The sequence below is a fragment of the Ramlibacter henchirensis genome, assembly GCF_004682015.1.
Lineage (GTDB): Bacteria > Pseudomonadota > Gammaproteobacteria > Burkholderiales > Burkholderiaceae_C > Ramlibacter > Ramlibacter henchirensis.
The window spans coordinates 1,426,621-1,443,032 of sequence record NZ_SMLM01000001.1 but is presented as its reverse complement, the minus strand read 5'-3'; the positions used below and the strand labels follow the sequence as shown (position 1 = coordinate 1,443,032).

Here is a 16,412-nt window from a genome sequence, read left to right as displayed (position 1 = left end):
AACCCGACAGGGGACTCAGTGGGCACTTCCTTCAACGAGCAGTTCGACCAACACGGCGTGTGGCGGCGCGAGTTCGCCCTGCGCCTGAAGCTGCTCTCCGAATGGCTGAAGGACCACGAGCTGCTCGACGCCGCCGTCGAGGAGCGCCTGCGCCGCCTGGAAGGCCAGATGCGCTCGGACAAGGTGATGGTCGCCTTCGTCGCCGAGTTCTCGCGCGGCAAGTCCGAATTGATCAACGCGGTGTTCTTCGCCGGCTACAAGCGGCGGATCATGCCCGCCAGCGCCGGCCGCACCACGATGTGCCCGACCGAGCTGGGCTACGACGCCGAAGTGCCGCCGTGCCTGCGGCTGCTTCCGATCGAGACGCGCCTGCAGCCGCAACCGCTGATGGAGTGGCGCCTCGCGCCGGAGAAGTGGACCCGCGTCGACCTCGACGTCAACGACCCCGCGCAGCTGGCCCAGGCCTTCGAGAAGGTTTCCGAGGTTTCGTACGTCACCAAGGAAGAAGCCAAGGCACTCGGTTTCTGGCACGACGACACGCCGGAGGACAACCCGCTGGTCGGCGCCGACGGCAAGGTCGAAGTGCCTCGCTGGCGCCATGCGCTGATCAACATCGCTCACCCGCTCCTGAAGCAGGGGCTGGTGATCCTGGACACGCCGGGCCTCAACGCCATCGGCGCGGAGCCCGAGCTCACGGTCAACCTGATCCCGCAGGCCCATGCGGTCGTCTTCATCCTGGCGGCCGACACGGGGGTCACCAAGTCCGACCTGGCGATCTGGCGCGAGCACCTGATCTCCGAAGGGGAGGACACCGCTTCCCGTCTCGTCGTCCTGAACAAGATCGACACGATGTGGGACTCGCTGAACACGCCCTCGCAGGTGCAGGCCCAGATCGACCGCCAGCGCGCAACGTCCGCCGAGATCCTGGGGATCCGGCTGGAGCAGGTGATCCCGGTGTCGTCCCAGAAGGGGCTGGTCGCCAAGGTCAACAACGATGCGGAACTGCTGGCCGCCAGCCAGCTGCCGGTGCTGGAGCACGCGCTCAGCCACGGTGTCCTGGGCCAGCGGCAGTCGATCCTTCGCTCCGCCGTGGCCGCGACCGTGAGCGAACTGCGGTCCGAAGCCGGACGCGCGCTGAACATCCGCCGCCGCGACCTCGCCGAGCAGATGCTCGAGCTCAAGGGCCTGCGCGGCAAGAACACGTCCGTCATCCGCCACATGCGCCTGCGCATCGAGCAGGAGCAGCGTGACTTCGACGTGAGCGGCGCCAAGATCCACGCCGTGCGCTCGGTGCACCTGAAGCTGCTGCGCGAGGTGTTCACTCTGCTGGGCACCGCCTCCATGAAGGAGGAGATGGCGCAACTCACGCACGCGCTGCGCCAGCCCGGCATCAAGCTCGGCGTGCGGCGCGCGTATTCGCTGACGTTCGACCGCCTGCGCGAGGGCCTGCGCAAGGCCCAGACCACGAGCGGCGAGATCCAGTCGATGCTGACCGGCACCTTCCGCCAGCTCAATGCCGAATACGGCTTCTCGCTGCAGCCGCCCAAGGAGCCGGACCTGGCGCGCTTCGAGCGGGACCTGGACCTGGTCGAGCGCAGCCACCAGCAATATCTGGGCGTGGGCAACGCGCTGCGCCTGGCGCAACCCGAGTTCGCCGACCGGCTGGTGCGCGCGCTCGCCACCCGCCTGCGTGTGGTCTACGAATCCGCGCTTGGCGAAGTGGAGTTGTGGAACAAGGCCGCCGCGGCGCAGCTGGATGCGCAGCTGCGCGAGCGCCGCCGCAACTTCGCCCGGCGCCTGGAGGCGATCGAGCGCATCCAGCAGGCCGCGTCGGGTCTGGACGACCGCATCCTTGAGATCGAATCCCACGAGAAGTCGGTCGACGAGCTCGAGGCGAAGCTGACCGAGTTGACGGCCCACCTCATCTCCACGCCAGCGGGCGAGATACCGGACGCCGAGCCCCAACTGCAGGCGGCATGACCGTGAAGGACGCCGGCATCGCCGGCCGGGTGGTGCGCTGGCAGGCGGGCCACGGCCGCAGCACCTTGCCCTGGCAGAATACGCGCGATCCCTACCGCGTGTGGCTCTCCGAAATCATGCTGCAGCAGACCCAGGTGCGCACGGTTCTGGGCTACTACGACCGTTTCCTCGAACGCTTTCCGGACGTCGCCAGCCTGGCGGCCGCTTCGCTCGATGACGTGCTGGCGCTGTGGAGCGGCCTTGGGTACTACTCGCGTGCGCGCAACCTGCACAACTGTGCCCGCGCGGTGATGGAGCAGCACGGCGGCCGCTTCCCGGCCAGCGCTGCACAACTCCAACAGCTTCCCGGCATCGGCCGCTCCACCGCCGCGGCGATCGCCGCCTTCTGCTGGGATGAGCGCGCGGCCATCCTGGACGGCAACGTCAAGCGCGTGCTCGCGCGCGTGCTCGCGTTCGGCGAAGACCTGGCGCAGCCCTCGGCCGAGCGCGCGCTCTGGCAGCGCGCGACGGAGTTGTTGCCGCAGCAGCCGGCTGAGATGCCTGCGTACACGCAAGGGATGATGGACCTCGGCGCCACGGTCTGCCTCGCACGCAATCCGAGCTGCCTGATCTGCCCGCTGGAAACCGTGTGCGGGGCGCGCAGGTCGCAGGACCCGGAAGCCTTCCCGGTGAAATCACGCAAGACGCGGCGGACCGCGCAGTCGCTCTGGCTCCTGCGTGCGAAAGACCGCGCCGGTTCGGTGTGGCTTGAGAAGCGCCCCACGCCGGGCGTCTGGGCCGGCCTGTACTGCCTCCCGGTGTTCGATTCACGCGAGGCGCTGGCCGCCGCGCTGCCGGCTCGCGCGCGCACGCGCCTGCAGGACGAGCCCGCGTTCCTGCACGTACTCACGCACAAGGACCTGTACCTGCATCCGGTGGCCGTGGACCTGACGCCCAGCTCGCTCGAGCGGCCTGAAGGCGGCTGGTTCGCCAGCGGGCAATTGGCCGGCCTGGGCCTGCCCGCGCCGGTGCGCAAGCTGCTGGCCGAGGGCTAGTTTCGATCGAGTTCGCGGTGGCGCTTGAGCGTCGTCCACCGCTGGCTGAACACAGCCGCGAGGCGCTCGACGAGGTAGACCGAGCGGTGCTGCCCGCCGGTGCAGCCGACCGCGACCGTCACGTAGCTGCGGTGGTCCCGCGCCAGGGGCTCGAGCCACTGCTGCAGGAACTTCTCGATGGACTCGAACATGCGGTCCACATCGGGCTGCGCGAGAAGGTAATCGATGACCGCCTGGTCCATCCCGGTCAGGTCGCGCAGCGACGGCTCGTAGTGCGGATTGGGCAGCATGCGCACGTCGAACACGTAGTCGGCGTCGACCGGGATGCCGCGCTTGAATGCGAATGACTCGAACACCACCGTCAGATGGCTGGCCGGCGCGGAGAGCAGCGACTTCACCTGCGCCTGCAGCTGCGCGGGGCGGATCGTGCTGCTGTCGATGACATGGGCCTGCTCGCGCAGGTCGGCCAGCAGTTCGCGCTCGAGCTCGATGGCGTCGACCAGCGCGCGCTGGCGCATCAGCGGATCGGTCTCCTGTTCCGCGTTCGGTTGCTGCGACAGCGGATGCCGGCGCCGCGTTTCGGAGAACCGTCGCACCAGCGTGTCCGTGGTCGAGTCCAGGAAAAGCGAGCTGATGCGGACGCCTTGGGACGCCAGCTCCCGCAGCTGCGCGGGCACCAGCGGAAGCGAGGTGGCGCTGCGCACGTCCATGGCAATGGCCACGTGCTTGCCCTTGTTGGCCTGCTCCAGCTTCACGAAGGACAGCAGCAGCTCGGGCGGCAGGTTGTCGACGCAGTAGTAGCCCGCGTCCTCCAACGCCCGCAGCGCGACCGACTTGCCCGACCCGGACATGCCGGTGATGAGGACCAGTTCCAGGTTCATGCCGCCGCGCTGCCCAGCATTTCCTTGGCATGCGCCAGCGTCGTTCCCGACAGGCGCTCGCCGCCCAGCATGCGCGCGACTTCCGCAACGCGCTGCTCGCCCTGCACCGGCTCGACGTTGCTGGTGGTGCCGGCCTTGTCCGCGCGCTTGGACACCACCAGGTGATGATCCGCGCAGGCGGCCACCTGGGGCAGATGCGTGACGGCCAGCACCTGCCTGTCGCGGCCCAGCTGCTTCATCAGGCGGCCGACCGTCTCGGCGACGGCGCCGCCGACGCCCGCATCCACCTCATCGAAGATCAGCGTCTGCGCAGTGCCCAGGCGGCTCGTGGTCACGGCGATCGCCAAAGCGATCCGCGACAGCTCGCCGCCCGACGCCACCTTGCTCACGGGGCGCGGCGTCGCGCCGGGATGGCCGGCGACCAGGAAAGCCACTTCATCCAGGCCGGATGTGGACGGCTGCGGCAAAGGCTGCAACGCGACTTCGAACTTGCCGCCCTGCATGCCCAGACCTTGCATTGCTTGCGTGATCGCCTTGGCCAGCTGCGGCGCGGCCTTCGCGCGTGACTTCGACAAGACCGTCGCCTGCGCCATGTAGGCGCGGCCGCGCTCCTTCTCCGCCGCTTCGAGTGCGGCGAGGTCCGCCGCCGCGTCAAGCCGCTGCAGCTCCGCGCGCCAGCCGGCCAGCAGGGCCGGCAGTTCGGCCGGCGCGCGCTTGTAGCGGCGCGCCAGCGAGAGCCACAAGGACATGCGCTCGTCCAGTTCGGCCAGACGCTCCGGATCGAGGTCCGTCTTGCGCAGAAACGTGTTCAGCGAATGCGCCGCGTCTTCGGCCCCCGCCAGCGCCGAGGCCAGCACTTCGGACAACGCCCGGAATTCCGGCTCGTGCTGCTCCTGCTCCTGCAGCAGGGACTGCGCCTGCGAGAGCTGCGAAGTCGCGCCTGCGTCCTCGCCTTCCAGCGCCTGCAATGCGGATCGCGCAGCATCCAGCAGCGCCTGCGCATGCGACAGGCGCGTGTGGCTCGTGTTGAGCTCGTCCCATTCGTCGGCGGCGGGCGCCAGCTTGTCCAGTTCGCCGATCTGCCACGAGAGGCGCTCGCGCTCCCGTTGCAGTGTGTCCTGTGCTTCGCGCGCCTGCGCGAGCGTCTTCTGGGCGGCGCGCCATTGGTCCCGAACGAGCTGCAACGACGCGGTCGACACGCCCGCGTACGCATCCAGCAGCGCACGGACGGAATCGGACCGGGTCAGGCTCTGCCACGCATGCTGGCCGTGGATGTCCACCAGCTGCTCGCCGGCCTCGCGCAGTTGCGCTGCGGTGGCGGGGCTGCCGTTGATCCAGGCGCGGCTCTTGCCCTGCGCATCGATGCTACGGCGCAGCAGCAGCGTGTCGCCGCCTTCGAAGCCCGCTTCCTCCAGCCAGGGCACGAGGATCGCGGGCAGGTCGAATTCGGCGCTGATGTCGGTACGCGCGGCGCCTTCTCGCACCACACCCGCATCGGCGCGTGCGCCCAGCGCGAGCTGCAACGCGTCGACCAGGATGGATTTTCCCGCTCCGGTCTCGCCCGTCAACACGGAAAAACCGTCTCCGAGCTCCAGTTCGAGCTCCCGCACGATGACGAAATCGCGCAATGCGATCCGCTTCAAGCTCACGAACCCCCCTCGTTCCAGTGCATCTTCCTGCGCAAGGTGTCGTAGTAGCTCCAGCCGCGCGGGTGCAGGAAGCGCACCTGGTGCTGCGACCGTTTCACCAGGATGCGATCGCCGTGCAGCAGCGAGGCGAGCGACTGCATGTCGAAATTGGCGCTGGCGTCCCGGCCGGCCACCAGTTCGATGGCGATCTCCACCGAGTCGGGGATCACGATCGGGCGGTTCGACAACGTATGAGGTGCGATCGGCACCAGCGCCCACGCCGGGTTGCCCGGATGCAGCAGAGGACCGCCGGCGGAAAGCGCGTAAGCGGTGGATCCTGTGGGCGTGGCCACGATCAGCCCGTCCGCGCGCTGGTTGGCGACGAAGTGCCCGTCGACCTCGACCCGCAGTTCCACCATGCCGGAGGTGGCGCCTCGATTGACCACCACGTCGTTCATGGCCTGCGCCTTGAACACGCACTGGCCATCGCGCATCACCTGCGCGAGGATCAGGCTGCGGCGGTCTTCCTCGTGGTCGCCGCGCAGCATGGGGCCGAGGACGTCCCGGTAGCTCTCCAGGCGGATGTCGGTGATGAAGCCCAGCCGCCCCTGGTTGATGCCGATGAGCGGCACGCCGAAGCGGGCCAGCTGGCGGCCGATGCCCAGCATGGTGCCGTCGCCGCCCACCACCAGGCCCAGGTCGCACTGATCGCCGATGGAAGGAACGTCCAGCACCTTGTAGCCGATGATGCCCGTGGCGCTGGCCGTGTCATGCTCGATCGCGACGTCGCAGCCCTCGGAGACCAGGAATTGGGCGATGTCTTCCAGGGCCGCGCGGCTGCTGGCGGCCGCCGCGCCGGCGGCGTGGTACTTGCCAATCAGCGCAACCTGGCGGAACCGAGTGCTCATCGAGGGAATTACATCATTAAAATTCCTGAGAGACCTCCGCACCATGCTCGATGACCGTGCCAAGTTGTTGTTGAAAGCGCTGGTCGAGCGCTACATCGCCGAAGGGCAGCCCGTGGGCTCCCGGACGCTGTCGCGCGCCTCGGGCCTGGAGCTGTCGCCGGCCACCATCCGCAACGTGATGTCGGACCTGGAGGACCTGGGGCTGATCGCCAGCCCCCACACCTCGGCCGGCCGCATACCCACGGCGCGCGGCTACCGGCTTTTCGTCGACACCATGCTCACGGTGCAGCGGGAGCAGTTCAACGCGCCCAGCCTGCCGCCCGACCAGCCGCAGCGCGTCATCGCCAACGCCGCCCAGCTGCTCTCCAACCTGTCCCACTTCGTCGGCGTGGTGATGGCGCCGCGGCGCACTTCGGTGTTCCGCCACATCGAATTCCTGCGGCTGTCCGAGCGCAGGTACCTGGTCATCATCGTCTCGCCCGACGGCGACGTGCAGAACCGCGTGGTGTTCACCGGCACCGACTACACCCAGCAGCAGCTGGTGGAGGCCGCGAACTTCCTGAACACCCACTACGCGGGGATGGCCATCGAGCAGGTGCGCGAGCGCCTGAAGGGCGAAGTCGAGCAGCTGCGCGGCGAGATCGTCCAGCTGATGCAGACGGCGGTGGACGCCAGCTCGGAGGCGATGGCCCAGGCGCAGGGCGAGGTGGTCATCTCCGGCGAGCGCAATTTGCTGGAGGTGTCGGACTTCTCCAGCGACATGTCGCACCTGCGCAAGGCCTTCGAGCTGTTCGAACAGAAGACCCAGCTGATGCGCCTGCTCGACATCTCCAGCCAGGCCGCGGGCGTGCGCATCTTCATCGGCGGCGAGAGCCAGGTCGTTCCCTTCGAGGAGCTGTCGGTCGTCAGCTCGCCGTACGAGGTGGACGGGCAGGTCGTCGGCACCCTGGGCGTGATCGGCCCGACCCGCATGCCTTACGACCGCATGATCCAGATCGTCGACATCACGGCCAAGCTGGTGAGCAACGCCCTGAGCCACCACAAGTGACCGCGCCAAGCGCGGCGCGCGCGGTCATCCCCGCGAAGGCGGAGATTCGGTCCCTCCTGATCCCTACAATTCTCCAGCGTGGGGCGTTAGCTCAGTTGGTTAGAGCAGGGGACTCATAATCCCTTGGTCGCTGGTTCAAGTCCAGCACGCCCTACCACCCGCTCCCGGCCTCAGCCGCGCGCCCCGGCATCGCATCACATGCTGCCGCGCCCGTCGCGCTGCTTCTCCGAGATCTTCTTCAGGTGCTCCTCAACCTGTCGCGGATCGTCGCCCACCGCGCCGACGGCTTCGCGCAGCCGTTCATGGGTGGTGTTGAGTTTGCGGGCCCAGCTCTCGCACTTGGCCTTGTCGTTCAGGTCGATGCGATCAGGCTGGTCGGCCGGTCGGTTACTCATGGTGCGTCCTTCCTGGAACGATGGTGCCTGCAGGATAGGAGCGCCGCTTCGCCGGGCGTGAAGGACTGGCTGGGAATTCGCCGCCGGAGGCCGGCTTGCGGCACCTGCTATACTCGCCGGCTTCGCGGCTGTAGCTCAGTTGGATAGAGTACTTGGCTACGAACCAAGGGGTCGTGGGTTCGAATCCTGCCAGCCGCGCCAAATGATGAAGGCCAGTGCATCCGCACTGGCCTTTTTTCTTTGCGCTCCAACTTCACTTGCCGATGAGCTGTCCGTCTCGCTACGCAGCCCGCGGCGTCTCATTCCTGAAGAGCTGAAGGGTAGGAAGCCACCTACCGAATCCAGCGGATGGGCGACTTAACATCACAGCGCCTCCATGCCCTTGAACGCCGAGCTGCGACCCACATCCATGCCATCCGACCGGAACATGCAGGACGACGAAAGCGTCGTGCGCATGCTCGAGCGCGCGGCTTTCGTCGGTGTCTGGCGCCTGGACCTGCGAAGCGGCGAACTCAGCTGGTCGGACCAGCTGGCCGCGATCCACGGTGCGCCGCAAGGCTATGCGCCGCCCGCAGACGATCCGCTCAAGCACTACTCCGACGGTTGCCGTTCCAAGCTGGAAGCGCTGTTTCAGGCGTGCAAAACGGAAGGGGCTCCTTTCGACGAGGAGTCCCAGATCATCCTGCTCGACGGGCGCCGCTCGTGGGTGCGCTCGCTCGGCCAGCCCGTCCGTGACCCGGAAGGCAAGATCGTGGCAGTGCAAGGCGCGGTGCAGGAGATCGCGCCGCGCGGGCTGCGCCCCGGGACGTTGCTTCGCATGGGCGCGGCGCTGGGAAGCGGCGAGGCGTTCGCGACGGTGGACCGCAACGGCAGCTACACCTTCCTCAACGAGCAGGCCGAGCAGATGCTCGGCGCCGGGAGCGACCAGCTGATCGGCCGCCGGTTCTGGAACTCGTTCCAGAAGACGGTGCGCCTGCGGCTGGAAGAGCAGTTCCGGTCGGCGCTGGCGCGCAGCGTGAAGCTGGAATTCGAGCAACTCGATGCCCGCCTGTCGCACTGGTACGAAGTGCGCGGCTTCCCGTTCGGCGGCGGCATGGCGATCCACCTGCGCGACGTCACCGCCCGCCGCAAGGCCCAGGAGCAGCTGCGGCTGCTCGAAGGCAGCATCGCCCGCCTCAACGACATCGTGATCATCACGGAGGCCGGCCCCTTCAGCGAGCCGGGGCCGCGCATCGTGTTCGTCAACGAGGCGTTCGAGCGACGCACCGGCTACACGCGCGACGAGGTGATCGGCAAAACGCCGCGGCTGCTGCAGGGGCCGAACACGCAGCGGCGCGCGCTCGACCAGATCCGCGCGGCGCTGGAGGAATGGCGCCCTGCGCGGGTCGACCTGATCAATTACAAGAAGAACGGCGAGCCGTTCTGGGTGGACCTGGACGTCTCCCCGGTGTGGGACAAGCAGCGCAAGCTGACGCACTGGGTCGCGGTGGGCCGCGACGTCACCGAGCGCAAGCTGGCCGAGGAGAAGATCCAGCACCTCGCGTTCTACGACGCGCTCACCAAGCTGCCCAACCGGCAACTGCTCATGGACCGGCTCCATGCCGCGCTGGCGGACCCTGCGCGGCCGCGTGAAGGCGCGCTGATGTTCATCGACCTGGACAACTTCAAGGTGCTCAACGACACGCTGGGTCACCAGAAGGGGGACGTGCTGCTTCAACTGGTGGCCGAGCGGCTGCGCTCGTGCGTCGCCAAGGGCGACACCGTCGCGCGGCTCGGCGGAGACGAGTTCGTGATCCTGCTGGAGAACCGCGGTGACAAGCCGCTGGATCCGGCCAAGGGTGCCCGGGCAGTGGCCGAGCGGATCCTGCAAGCGCTGGGCGAGCCGTACGTGCTGCCGGGCTACCTGCACCACACCACCTGCAGCATCGGCGTGACGCTGTTCAACAAGAGCGACCGCACGGTGAGCGAGCTGCTCAAGCAGGCGGACCTGGCCATGTACCAGGCGAAGGGCGCGGGCCGCAACACGGTGTGCTTCTTCGACCCGGAGATGCAGGCCGTGGTCACCGCCAACGCCACGCTCGCCGCCGACCTGCGCCAGGCCTGGCGCGAGAACCAGTTCCACATCGACTACCAGCCCCAGGTGGGTCCCGATGGGCGGATGACCGGCGTGGAGGCGCTGGTGCGCTGGCACCATCCGCTGCGCGGCGTGGTGCCGCCCGACCAGTTCATTCCCGCTGCAGAGGAAACGTCGCTCATCCTGCCGATCGGTCGCTGGGTGCTGGACACCGCGTGTGCCCAGCTCGCGGCCTGGGAACATCGGCCGGATCGGCGGCACCTCAGCATCGCGGTGAATGTCAGCGTCAAGCAGTTCCGCCACCCCGAGTTCGTCGACGAGGTGATGCAGGCCATCGAGCAGTCGGGCGTGCAGCCGCACAAGCTCAAGCTCGAACTCACCGAAAGCCTGCTGGCCGACGGGATCGACGTCACCATCGCCAAGATGGGCAGCCTCAAGGACATGGGCGTGACGCTCTCGCTGGACGACTTCGGCATCGGCTACTCATCGCTGTCCTACCTCAAGCGCCTGCCGCTGGACCAGCTCAAGATCGACCGCGAGTTCGTGAAGGACATCCTCACCGACAGCAACGACGCCGCCATTGCCAAGACGGTGATCGGCCTGGCGCACAGCCTGGACCTGGATGTGATCGCCGAAGGCGTGGAAACGGAAGAGCAGCGGGCCTTCCTGGAGCGGCAGGGCTGCCACTCGTACCAGGGTTATCTCTTCTGCAGGCCGTTGCCCATCGAGGAGCTGGAGGCCTTCATGGACCGGCTGCCGGCGATGGAGCCCACGCCGGCCTGATCGAGTCGGAGGGGCCGCTCAGAGCGGCGCGATCTGCAGCGGCGTGGTAGCCACCATGCGCGGGACGCGCATGACGATCTGGTCCTGTGTGCGGAACAGCTCGATGCCCTCGGCAATCGCGAGTGCCTGCACGTCGCTCCAGTCGAGCGCGCGATAGTTGGGCTCGGCAGCAATCGCGTCGGGACCCAGGCTTTCCTCGTCCTTGGGCTTCGGTGTGCAGCGAATGGTGAGCACCGCGAAGCCGGGCGAAACCTCTGCGGTGGCCACCAGGTCGCTGGGTCCGGACGCCGCGTCGGCCAGCGACAGCAGCGATGCCGCGACCAGGTGCCGCGAAGCGACTCGCGAGACTTCGAAATCCGCGTCGGGCACGTCGTTGCTCAGCGAGAAGCCGCGGAAGTTGAAGCTGCTGCGCAGCAGGGCCACGCACTCGTCCACGCCGTCGCGCAGGCGAACGCTTTCGTCTTCCGAGGGCGAGATCCAGGTGGCGACCTTCAGGCAGGTCATCACCGCCTCACGCGCCAACCGGTTCATCTTGGTGACGCTGCCTTCCAGATCGGCAGGCGAGGGCGAGCCTTTTTCGAGGCGGGCGCCGAGCACCTCGGCCATCATGGCGACGGCCTGCAGGTTGACCACCATGTCGTGCTTGAGTGCAGGCGCGAGCCGGCGCAACACCCCGTAACGAGCCGCCTCCGCTTGTGTCCTTGGCCGACGATTCGAGGCGGACTGTCCCGCCGCCACGCCTTGGGACGGGGTCACGACGCTCATGGAAGGGTCCTTGCCTGCGTCGGCCGCAAAGTCGGTACTGCTCGTTTTGTCACCCGTGCATTGTTTGCAGCGGGGCAGTTTCACTTCGTCAGGCGAACACCGCGCCCCCTGTAGGAGCAGGCTTGCGTTGCGCTGGGGGCGCTCTCCCACACGTCGTGCGCCGGACTATGCTTCACGTCATGAGCAAGGCGTTCACGCGCGAGACCGACACCGAGGACGACGAGGAAGCTTTGCCGGCATTGCCCGCCGGCGGACGCAACTACATCACGCCGCACGGTTATGCCCGGCTGCGCGCCGAGCTGCTCCACCTGATCGACGAGGAAAGGCCCAAGGTGGTGGAGGTGGTGCACTGGGCGGCGAGCAACGGCGACCGTTCCGAGAACGGCGACTACCTGTACGGCAAGAAGCGGCTGCGCGAGATCGACCGCCGCATCCGCTTCCTCACGAAGCGGCTTGAGATCGCGGAAGTGGCCGACCCGACGCTCCACCATGGCCACTCGCAGGTGTTCTTCGGCGCGACCGTGACGTACGCAGAGGAGTCGGGGGATGAGCGCACGATCACCATCGTCGGCATCGACGAGGCCGACAGCCTCAAGGGCCAGGTGAGCTGGGTCTCGCCGATCGCCCGCGCCCTGCTGAAGTCGCAGGAGGGCGACGTGGTGCGGCTGGTCACGCCCGCCGGCGCGCAGGAGATCGAGGTGCTGCAGGTGCGCTATCCCGCGCCCGGGGAAGCGTCAGTGGCTTGAGTGCGAGTGCCCGGCGCGCAGCCGTTGCGCTCGCATCACCGAGGGCGTGCGCTTCAGGGTGCGCATCACCGTGTCCAGGTGCGCGCGGTCGCGCACGGCGATGATGAAGCGCAGGTCCGTCGCGTCCTGCGCGCGCTCTTCGTCCATGTCGACGTGCGTGATGTCGGCTTCCACGCCGGCGAGTGCCGAAGCCACCCGGGCGAGCACGCCCTTGCTGTTGGCGACGGTCACCATCACGGTCGTCTCGAAAGGCCGCACCGGCTCATCGGCCCATTCCACGCCGATGAAGCGCTCGGCGTCCTTGTGCTGCAGCCGGCGCGCCACCGCGCAGTCGTCCATGTGGACCACCAGGCCCTCGCCGCGCCCAAGGTAGCCGACGATGCTGTCGCCCGGCACGGGGCGGCAGCAGGCCGCGAACTGCACCGAAGCGTTCTCGCTGCCATCCAGCACCACCGCGCCCTGCGACACGTTCTCGTGCGCCGTGTAGCGCTCGCGGGTGATCAGCAGGGCGTCGGGCCTCTCCCCGAGCTCGGACATCAGCGTCATCAAGCGCTTGGCCACGATGCCCGCGATGCGCTTGCCCAGGCCCAGGTCCGTCAGCAGCTCGGCGCGGCTCTTGTTGCCGGTGAAGCGCAGGAGCTTCTCCCAGACCGCGTGGTGCTGCTCATCGTCCGCCGGCAGCCGCTCGATGCCTTCGGCGCGCAGGGCCTGCGTGAGCAGCTTCTCGCCCAGTTCCTGCGACTCGGCCTGGGCCAGCGACTTGAGGTGGTGGCGGATCTTGGAGCGGGCCCGCCCGGTGCGCACGAAACCGAGCCAGGCCGGATTCGGCGTCGACACCGGCGCGGTGACCACTTCGACGACGTCGCCGTTCTTCAGCTCGGTGCGCAGCGGCACCTGCACGCCGTTGATCTTGGCTGCCACGGTGCGGTCGCCGATGTTGCTGTGGATCGCGTAGGCGAAGTCCACCACGGTCGCGCCGCGCGGCATCGCCATGATCTGGCTCTTGGGCGTGAACACATAGACGGCGTCCGGGAACAGGTCGATCTTGACGTGGTCCCAGAACTCCGCCGCGTCGCGCGTCTCGTGCTGGATGTCCAGCAGCGATTGCAGCCACTTGGTGCCCAGGCGCTCGGCGTTGTCGCTGTCCGGGTGGCTGGCCTTGTACAGCCAGTGCGCCGCGACGCCCGACTCCGCCACCACGTGCATCGCCTCGGTCCGCATCTGGAACTCCACGCTCACGCCCGAGGGGCCGACCAGCGTGGTGTGCAGCGACTGGTAACCGTTGACCTTGGGGATCGCGATGTGGTCCTTGAAGCGGCCCGGGACCGGCTTGTACATCTGGTGCAGGATGCCCAGGGCGGTGTAGCAATCGGTGACGGTGGGCACGACGACACGGAAGCCGTAGATGTCGGTGACCTGGGCGAACGAGAGGTGCTTCTCGTCCATCTTGCGGTAGATGGAGTAGAGCGTCTTCTCGCGCCCCGCGATGCGCACCTTCATGCCGGCCTGCTCGAAGGCCGCTTCCACCTCGCGTTGCACCTTCTGGATCAGGTCGCGGCGGCGGCTGCGCGCCTTGGAGACGGCCTTCTCCAGCACGTCGTGCCGCCACGGCATCAGGTAGCGGAAGGCCAGTTCCTGCAGCTCCCGGTACGTCTGGTTCAGCCCCAGGCGGTGCGCGATGGGCGCGTAGATGTCCAGCGTCTCGCGCGAGGTGCGGCCCCATTTCTCCCGCGGCACGTCTTCCAGCGTGCGCATGTTGTGGCTGCGGTCGGCCAGCTTGATCAGGATGACGCGCACGTCGCGCGCCATCGCCAGCAGCATCTTGCGGAAGGACTCGGCCTGGCTTTCCTCGCGCGTGTTGAACTGCAGCTTGTCGAGCTTGGTCAGCCCGTCGACAAGCTCGGCCACGGCGGCGCCGAAACGCTCGATCAGCTGGGGCTTGGTGACCCCGCAGTCCTCGATCGCGTCGTGGAGCAGGGCGGCCATCAGCGCCTGGGCATCCAGCTTCCATTCCGCGCACTGCGCCGCCACCGCGATCGGGTGCGTGATGTAGGGCTCGCCGCTGGCGCGGATCTGCCCGAGGTGGGCTTCGTCGGCGAACCGGTAGGCCTGGCGGACCTGCTCGATGTCCGCCGGGTCCAGGTAATCGAGTCTGGCGGTGAGCGCGGCAAAGCTCGCGGCTGCCGCATTGGCGGCCGCCGGGCTGGGTTGGGCCACCGCGGGTGGGCGCAGGCCCTTTCCCGTGGTGGGGGGGAGCACGGCACTCATCCCACAAATGTACAGTGAGCGTGCACTCGCTGCGAGCGCCAACGAAAAAGCACCGCGGTGCGGTGCTTGTATAGGGGTACTGGATCCCCGCCTGCGCGGAGACGCGGGCGCGCTGTCCCTTAGCCCGGCACCTTCTTCAGCATCTCCAGCCCGATCTTGCCGTCGGCGATCTCGCGCAGGGCGGTGACCCCGGGCTTGTTCTTGCTCTCGATCTTGGGCGCGTGGCCCTGGCTCAGCATTCGCGCGCGGTACGTCGCGGCGAGCACCAGCTGGAAGCGGTTCGGGATCTTCTCGAGGCAGTCTTCGACGGTGATGCGGGCCATGGGTTCTTTCGCGGTGTCAGGGGATGTTGAGGGCCTGGAAGGTCTCGGCCCGGGCCCGGCGCTGCGCGGAATACTTCAGCCGCTGGGCATGAACGATCGCCTTCAGGTCAAAAAGCGCTCGTTCGAAAAGCTCGTTGATTATAACGAAGTCGAACTCCGGCGCCTTGGACAGCTCCTCGGCGGCGTTCTTCAGCCGCAGTTCGATCACCTCGGGCGAATCCTCGCCGCGCCTCTCCAGACGCGAACGCAACTCGTCCCAGCTCGGCGGCAGGATGAACACCAGCACCGCGTTGGCGAAGATGCGCTTGATCTGCAGCGCGCCCTGGTAGTCGATCTCCAGGATCACGTCGGCGCCCTGGGCGATGCGCTCCTCGATCGCGCGCTTGGAGGTGCCGTAGCGGCGCCCGTGCACGAAGGCCCACTCGACGAAGGCATCGGCCAGCACCATCGCGTCGAACTCCTGCTCGGAGACGAAGTAGTACTCGCGGCCGTGCCTTTCCTGCCCGCGCGGCGCCCGCGTGGTGTGCGAGATCGAAGGCTGGACCTGCGAATCCAGCTCCATCAGCGCCTTGACCAGGCTGGACTTGCCCGCGCCGCTGGGCGCTGCGACGACGAAGAGGTTGCCGGGATAGTCCAAGGGAGCCTTCTACTCTATGTTCTGGACCTGCTCGCGCATCTGCTCGATCAGGACCTTCATGTCCACGGAGATGCGCGTCAGCTCCAGGGCCGCCGACTTCGAGCCGAGCGTGTTGGCCTCGCGGTGCAGCTCCTGGATCAGGAAGTCCAGGCGCTTGCCGACCTCGCCGCCTTTGTTGATCAGGCGCTCGATCTCGTCGATGTGGGCGGCCAGGCGGGTGAGTTCCTCCGCCACGTCGATTCGGATGGCGAAAGCGGTGGCCTCGGTGAGCGCGCGGTCCTGAGCGGCTTCAGGCGACGCGGCGCCTTCGGCCAGGCCCATCGCCTCGTTCCAGCGCTCGAGGAAGCGCGATCGCTGCTGCTCCACGAGCTGCGGCACCAGCGGGCGCGCCTGCTCGGCGAGCTCCCGCAGCTGCTTCAGATGTCCAAGCAGCATCTTCGCCAAGCGGGCGCCTTCGCGTTCGCGCGAGGCGACCAGGTCTTCCACCGCCTGCGCAGCGACCTTCTGCAGGGAGGAGCCCAGGTCGGTCGTCGTCGCTTCTTCCGCCGTGCCGAGGCGCAGCACGTCGGCGACGCTCAGGGAGCGGGCGTCCGGCAGCCACGTGCGCACCGTGTCCTGCAGCGAGGCGAGCCGCTGCAGCATGCGGGCCGCAGGTTCGCGGACCGCATCGGGTTGCGTGGATTCCACACCTGCGCGCAATTCGACCTTTCCGCGCTTCAGACGTGCCTGCAGCAGTTCCCGCAGTGCCGGCTCGTGCTGGCGCAGTTCCTCCGACAGCCGGAACGACAGGTCCAGGAAGCGGCTGTTGACAGAGCGGATCTCAAGCCCCAGGCGCCCTTGCGCAGTGGGCTTGACCTCCTGTCCCGGAGCGGCTTGCGCCAGGCTGTGCTGGCCGCTTGCGTAACCGGTCATGCTGTAAACTGGCATTCGACTCCGAGGGTG

The 16,412-nt window shown here is 67.9% G+C and carries 14 protein-coding genes and 2 tRNA genes; 7 read left to right on the top strand and 9 right to left on the bottom strand.

Annotated elements, in window-relative coordinates; all coding sequences use genetic code 11:
• The first annotated feature begins 18 nt into the window (after window positions 1–18).
• Together EZ313_RS07110 and mutY are read left to right on the top strand one after the other, a co-directional pair.
• Window positions 19–1,980, top strand: a complete 1,962-nt coding sequence (locus tag EZ313_RS07110) for a dynamin family protein (RefSeq protein WP_240788546.1) — start codon at window positions 19–21, stop codon at window positions 1,978–1,980.
• Window positions 1,977–3,014, top strand: coding sequence for an A/G-specific adenine glycosylase (gene mutY / locus EZ313_RS07105; RefSeq protein ID WP_135262485.1), 1,038 nt, complete (start codon window positions 1,977–1,979; stop codon window positions 3,012–3,014). The genes EZ313_RS07110 and mutY overlap by 4 nt, the downstream gene beginning before the upstream one ends.
• Here the strand turns inward: mutY and rapZ are convergent.
• Genes rapZ through EZ313_RS07090 form a run of 3 tightly spaced genes read right to left on the bottom strand, consistent with a single transcriptional unit; the run spans window position 3,011 to window position 6,431 of the window.
• A complete protein-coding gene (rapZ, locus tag EZ313_RS07100; RefSeq protein ID WP_135262484.1) occupies window positions 3,011–3,895 on the bottom strand; it encodes an RNase adapter RapZ in 885 nt (294 codons plus the stop codon). The genes mutY and rapZ overlap by 4 nt on opposite strands.
• Entirely contained in the window at window positions 3,892–5,544 is a 1,653-nt protein-coding gene (gene recN, locus EZ313_RS07095) for a DNA repair protein RecN (protein ID WP_135262483.1), read from the bottom strand. The genes rapZ and recN overlap by 4 nt, the downstream gene beginning before the upstream one ends.
• Window positions 5,541–6,431 carry an NAD kinase gene (locus EZ313_RS07090; protein WP_135262482.1) on the bottom strand — a complete coding sequence of 297 codons (891 nt, stop codon included), beginning with the start codon at window positions 6,429–6,431 and terminating at the stop codon, window positions 5,541–5,543. Before EZ313_RS07090 ends, recN begins: the two co-directional genes overlap by 4 nt.
• 43 nt (window positions 6,432–6,474) lie before the next feature.
• Here EZ313_RS07090 and hrcA point away from each other — a divergent pair, with 43 nt between their 5' ends.
• Both hrcA and EZ313_RS07080 read left to right on the top strand, forming a co-directional pair.
• Window positions 6,475–7,479: a heat-inducible transcriptional repressor HrcA gene (gene hrcA / locus EZ313_RS07085; RefSeq protein WP_135262481.1), complete on the top strand. Its 1,005-nt coding sequence runs from the start codon at window positions 6,475–6,477 to the stop codon at window positions 7,477–7,479.
• 80 nt (window positions 7,480–7,559) lie between these two features.
• A tRNA-Ile gene (locus tag EZ313_RS07080) sits at window positions 7,560–7,636 on the top strand.
• A 37-nt stretch (window positions 7,637–7,673) separates the two neighbouring features.
• On the opposite strand, the gene EZ313_RS07075 is transcribed toward EZ313_RS07080, so the two are convergent.
• Window positions 7,674–7,874, bottom strand: coding sequence for a DUF3606 domain-containing protein (locus EZ313_RS07075; RefSeq protein WP_135262480.1), 201 nt, complete (start codon window positions 7,872–7,874; stop codon window positions 7,674–7,676).
• A gap of 124 nt (window positions 7,875–7,998) precedes the next feature.
• Between EZ313_RS07075 and EZ313_RS07070 the strand changes: the two genes are divergently transcribed.
• Together EZ313_RS07070 and EZ313_RS07065 are read left to right on the top strand one after the other, a co-directional pair.
• A tRNA-Arg gene (locus EZ313_RS07070) sits at window positions 7,999–8,075 on the top strand.
• Between the two features lie 226 nt (window positions 8,076–8,301).
• The gene (locus EZ313_RS07065; protein ID WP_240788545.1) at window positions 8,302–10,731 is read left to right on the top strand and encodes a bifunctional diguanylate cyclase/phosphodiesterase; all 2,430 of its coding nucleotides are present in this window, start codon (window positions 8,302–8,304) and stop codon (window positions 10,729–10,731) included.
• Window positions 10,732–10,749: 18 nt separating this feature from the next.
• Here EZ313_RS07065 and EZ313_RS07060 read toward each other — a convergent pair whose 3' ends face one another.
• A complete protein-coding gene (locus tag EZ313_RS07060; protein ID WP_135262479.1) occupies window positions 10,750–11,580 on the bottom strand; it encodes a hypothetical protein in 831 nt (276 codons plus the stop codon).
• A gap of 95 nt (window positions 11,581–11,675) precedes the next feature.
• On the opposite strand from EZ313_RS07060, the gene greB reads away from it, so the two are divergent.
• A complete protein-coding gene (gene greB, locus EZ313_RS07055; RefSeq protein ID WP_135262478.1) occupies window positions 11,676–12,242 on the top strand; it encodes a transcription elongation factor GreB in 567 nt (188 codons plus the stop codon).
• On the opposite strand, the gene EZ313_RS07050 is transcribed toward greB, so the two are convergent.
• From EZ313_RS07050 to EZ313_RS07035, 4 genes are all read right to left on the bottom strand, one after another.
• Window positions 12,231–14,510 carry a RelA/SpoT family protein gene (locus tag EZ313_RS07050; RefSeq protein ID WP_135262477.1) on the bottom strand — a complete coding sequence of 760 codons (2,280 nt, stop codon included), beginning with the start codon at window positions 14,508–14,510 and terminating at the stop codon, window positions 12,231–12,233. The two genes, greB and EZ313_RS07050, sit on opposite strands and share 12 nt — an antisense overlap.
• A gap of 119 nt (window positions 14,511–14,629) precedes the next feature.
• The gene (rpoZ, locus tag EZ313_RS07045; protein ID WP_135262476.1) at window positions 14,630–14,833 is read right to left on the bottom strand and encodes a DNA-directed RNA polymerase subunit omega; all 204 of its coding nucleotides are present in this window, start codon (window positions 14,831–14,833) and stop codon (window positions 14,630–14,632) included.
• A 16-nt stretch (window positions 14,834–14,849) separates the two neighbouring features.
• A complete protein-coding gene (gene gmk, locus EZ313_RS07040; RefSeq protein WP_135262475.1) occupies window positions 14,850–15,470 on the bottom strand; it encodes a guanylate kinase in 621 nt (206 codons plus the stop codon).
• Window positions 15,471–15,479: 9 nt separating this feature from the next.
• Window positions 15,480–16,397 (bottom strand): YicC/YloC family endoribonuclease, encoded by a 918-nt coding sequence (locus EZ313_RS07035; protein WP_135262474.1) that lies wholly within the window; start codon window positions 16,395–16,397, stop codon window positions 15,480–15,482.
• Window positions 16,398–16,412 lie beyond the last annotated feature (15 nt).

Bases quoted from the DNA above. Each gene is read 5' to 3' on its own strand.
- mutY (WP_135262485.1), top strand. From the start codon at position 1,977: ATGACCGTGAAGGACGCCGGCATCGCCGGCCGGGTGGTGCGCTGGCAG.
- rapZ (WP_135262484.1), bottom strand. From the start codon at position 3,895: ATGAACCTGGAACTGGTCCTCATCACCGGCATGTCCGGGTCGGGCAAG.
- EZ313_RS07090 (WP_135262482.1), bottom strand. From the start codon at position 6,431: ATGAGCACTCGGTTCCGCCAGGTTGCGCTGATTGGCAAGTACCACGCC.
- hrcA (WP_135262481.1), top strand. From the start codon at position 6,475: ATGCTCGATGACCGTGCCAAGTTGTTGTTGAAAGCGCTGGTCGAGCGC.
- EZ313_RS07075 (WP_135262480.1), bottom strand. From the start codon at position 7,874: ATGAGTAACCGACCGGCCGACCAGCCTGATCGCATCGACCTGAACGAC.
- EZ313_RS07065 (WP_240788545.1), top strand. From the start codon at position 8,302: ATGCAGGACGACGAAAGCGTCGTGCGCATGCTCGAGCGCGCGGCTTTC.
- greB (WP_135262478.1), top strand. From the start codon at position 11,676: ATGAGCAAGGCGTTCACGCGCGAGACCGACACCGAGGACGACGAGGAA.
- EZ313_RS07050 (WP_135262477.1), bottom strand. From the start codon at position 14,510: ATGAGTGCCGTGCTCCCCCCCACCACGGGAAAGGGCCTGCGCCCACCC.
- rpoZ (WP_135262476.1), bottom strand. From the start codon at position 14,833: ATGGCCCGCATCACCGTCGAAGACTGCCTCGAGAAGATCCCGAACCGC.
- EZ313_RS07035 (WP_135262474.1), bottom strand. From the start codon at position 16,397: ATGCCAGTTTACAGCATGACCGGTTACGCAAGCGGCCAGCACAGCCTG.